Annotated in this window: 3 protein-coding genes; all 3 read left to right on the top strand. The window is 31.9% G+C overall.

Annotated features, from left to right (window positions below; genetic code table 11):
- Positions 1 to 399 precede the first annotated feature (399 nt).
- The 3 genes from BBG47_RS27495 to BBG47_RS27485 are packed head-to-tail and all read left to right on the top strand — an operon-like array spanning position 400 to position 2,942.
- Complete coding sequence (locus tag BBG47_RS27495; protein ID WP_065294398.1) at positions 400 to 801, top strand: gluzincin family metallopeptidase; 402 nt, start codon at positions 400 to 402, stop codon at positions 799 to 801.
- 60 nt (positions 802 to 861) lie between these two features.
- The gene (locus tag BBG47_RS27490) at positions 862 to 1,818 is read left to right on the top strand and encodes a hypothetical protein (protein WP_065294397.1); all 957 of its coding nucleotides are present in this window, start codon (positions 862 to 864) and stop codon (positions 1,816 to 1,818) included.
- Between the two features lie 5 nt (positions 1,819 to 1,823).
- Complete coding sequence (locus BBG47_RS27485; protein ID WP_065294396.1) at positions 1,824 to 2,942, top strand: ABC transporter permease; 1,119 nt, start codon at positions 1,824 to 1,826, stop codon at positions 2,940 to 2,942.
- The last annotated feature ends 127 nt before the right edge of the window (positions 2,943 to 3,069 follow it).

Here is a 3,069-nt window from a genome sequence, read left to right as displayed (position 1 = left end):
CCTGCGATTCCGGTATTTCTCCATCCTTCAAATCGATCTTGTTGTAAGCATAAATCATCGGAATCTCCTCGATCCCAATTGGTTCTTTTCATAACAAACTTATTTTCTTCTGGCTAGCGACAAAATATCAACCTCTTAAACCGGTAGCATTAGTACAAGAATAGAACAAAGAAAATATAGAGAAACTCCTGAACATTATTTGTTATCAATTTTCTCTTAATATTTCAAGCGTCTTCACGAATATTTATCTTAATAGTAGTATATGGTAAATTATTAAACACAAAAAACTAGTAACAGGAGTTGACACCCTCAACATAGTATATTATTCTAATATTTGGAATTTATTAATTATTTTCTCACCCTAGACTCCGATTAGAAATCAATAAGGAGATGTATAGGATGAACAAGAAATTAGTTACCGTATTAACTTCAGTATTTTGTTTTTCACTGATGTCAGTGACTGCTTTTGCAGACACAACAACTCAAAGCTCTCTCGGAAAGTACACTGTAAAGGGTGAATTGAGTGTATCAAATCCAATTTACGCAAATCCATCAGCTTATGCAAAAACCTGGGTTCATGAAGGAGTCTCCTTGTACTCCCTTGAAGCAAAAGTCACCGTAGTTAATAGCGATAAGACCAGCGTTTCTAAAACAAAAAGTGGAGAATCAACAGATAAAGTCCAGACTGATAGTCAATATGCAAATACCTTTTCATCAAGTGATGTAAAATTTTACGGCAGTCATAAGGTTCAAGATAAGAATGTAGGCACTTGGCAGGATGGTACTGATTACAAGTTCTAATATATGTTGCAACTCTCAGGAGAATCTACACTCCTGAGAGTTGGTTTATACGGAGGAATTATGAATTATAAAGTCCGACTCATAATATTCATTTTTCTAGTAGTTATGCTAACTTCCTGTTCCCGCATCACAGATATGGATGTTCAATATTCCAAAGTAACCGACAACCAACTCGGATATGGTATTCAGATATTAAACACTAATAATGAAATAATAAAAGAATTTAAACATGAAGTTAGTGAAAACTTCGACTTTAAGGTCAGATTTTACAATAGATCCGGTCATCCAAATCAATTCAAATTGATTATGTTACTAAATTATTTAGAAATAGATTATACTTCTACTGATAAACTATTTAACAATAATGAGTATTTTTTTCTTGAAAATGATGCAGACATTGTAATTCCTTTGTCAATCCCTGTTACTTACAAAAACCATTCATTCGCTCCATTAATAGTGTCAGTGGTTGCTGGACCACAAAAACATGCTGGTGACTTAGGTGATACTTCTGATTTTTATGGAGTTAGCCAAAGAATTGATTTAACTCAACAAGATAATATGTTGAAACCGTTCGAATCGAAATCTATAAAATATTCAAGTAATACACGTGTCCTTATCTCTAAAGACCCTTCCAATGTATATGAAGGTATATTAATCAATCAAGACAATTACTCTGAAAATGAGTTTTTTAGACTCCCTCCAAATGAACTAAAAACAAAACCAAATGAAAATGTCAAACTGAATGTAAGGGTAAATGGTCTCGCAAAAGATTATCTAGCTTTTTTCTTATTAAATTGGAAACAAATCGAAGTTAACGAGAATGAAAATTGGTGGTATTTTAGAAATCCAGAGGGAGATACAGCATATAAAGAAATAACGATTAAAGCACCAGAGCAACCAGGGAAATATGAAATTAGTGCATACTTGGTATCTAACCCTTGGCTTATTAGAGACGACGATAACAATGTTTCTTTCACTATAGACACTTCTTTTAGATTTACATTACATGTGGAGTGATTTATATGATCAATAGGTATTTAAAAAATATTATTTACAATAAAGGACCTGTTGCTTTGATAATGTTAGGCTTTATTATTAGCGCCACCGTAATCATTACTGGATTAAATATTAAAGATGGAATCAAAAACAAACTTTTAGAAACATCATATGGTCCAATTGAAAATATAAATTATACACATGTTAATTTTTCAAAAATGAAATATGAATTTATTAAACCAACTCTATTAAAATTATCAACTATCGGCGCAGAGTTTGCAGAAATACACGTAGGACTAGATAATGGATTAATTGGGACTGAACAGAATAAACATGTTCTAATCGCTGTGAACTACAAGGTATATCCTGAATGGAAGCTTCCTTTGCTTTCAGGAAATATTATTAGTCCAAGCGATATTCGCGACCAAAAAAAGTACATAATGATCGGACGTAATATATATAACAAATTTTCCAAACAAATCACCAACAACTCCCTCCTTATAAATGGATTGGAGTATAAAATAATCGGTGTTATTGGCAAAAAAGACAAGCAAACTGCATGGGATGATAGTATTTATTTACCAATTTCAAGCTTACCAGACAAATTTCTATTCACTCAACCAACTTATAATGTTTTGATAAAAACCAATGGCACTTCTCCATCAAAAGTAACTGAACTGATTCAGCAATATGCCTCGAAGACTCCTAATATAACTATTAATGTTTCAAACATAGCTGTAAATTCTCAATATCAAAATAGTATTTATGGAGTATTAATTGTTGGCGGAACAATACTTTTAGTAGCTATACTAAATCTCATTAATCTATCTTCTTTTTGGTTGTACGAACGACATCGTGAGTTTTCCCTGAAGATGATTTTAGGAGCCACAAAAGGTAAAATTATCTTGGAAGTTATATGTGAATTATTCATTATGACTGTTGCCTCTGTATCAATTGCTTTACTTCCTGGATTGGCTTTCAGCAAAGCATTGGTATATATTTTTGATATTGATTCTATTATTTTGTCTCTCTCGAACATCTTATCAACTTTCCTTCTTCTTTTTCTTAGTACTGTAATTAGTGTAATATGGCCGTTAAAAACAATTATAACCCCTGATTTTTCTAGAATCACCCGAATGAGATGACGTAAGAAGGTGAATAATTCATGAACCTAAAATATCTATATAAATACAATATACAATATAAAGGTCGATGGTTTTTCGTAATGTTGCAACTCATTATAAGTATCACATTTATTAATTGGGGGGTACA

Origin of the sequence: Paenibacillus sp. KS1, assembly GCF_001680695.1 — a bacterium.
In the GTDB taxonomy this organism is placed as follows: Bacteria; Bacillota; Bacilli; order Paenibacillales; family Paenibacillaceae; genus Paenibacillus_B; species Paenibacillus_B suaedae.
This window is presented reverse-complemented; position numbering and strand designations above follow the sequence as displayed.

What these genes read in the sequence shown, in the direction of transcription:
- BBG47_RS27495 (WP_065294398.1), top strand. Translation starts at nt 400, where the DNA reads ATGAACAAGAAATTAGTTACCGTATTAACTTCAGTATTTTGTTTTTCA.
- BBG47_RS27490 (WP_065294397.1), top strand. Translation starts at nt 862, where the DNA reads ATGAATTATAAAGTCCGACTCATAATATTCATTTTTCTAGTAGTTATG.
- BBG47_RS27485 (WP_065294396.1), top strand. Translation starts at nt 1,824, where the DNA reads ATGATCAATAGGTATTTAAAAAATATTATTTACAATAAAGGACCTGTT.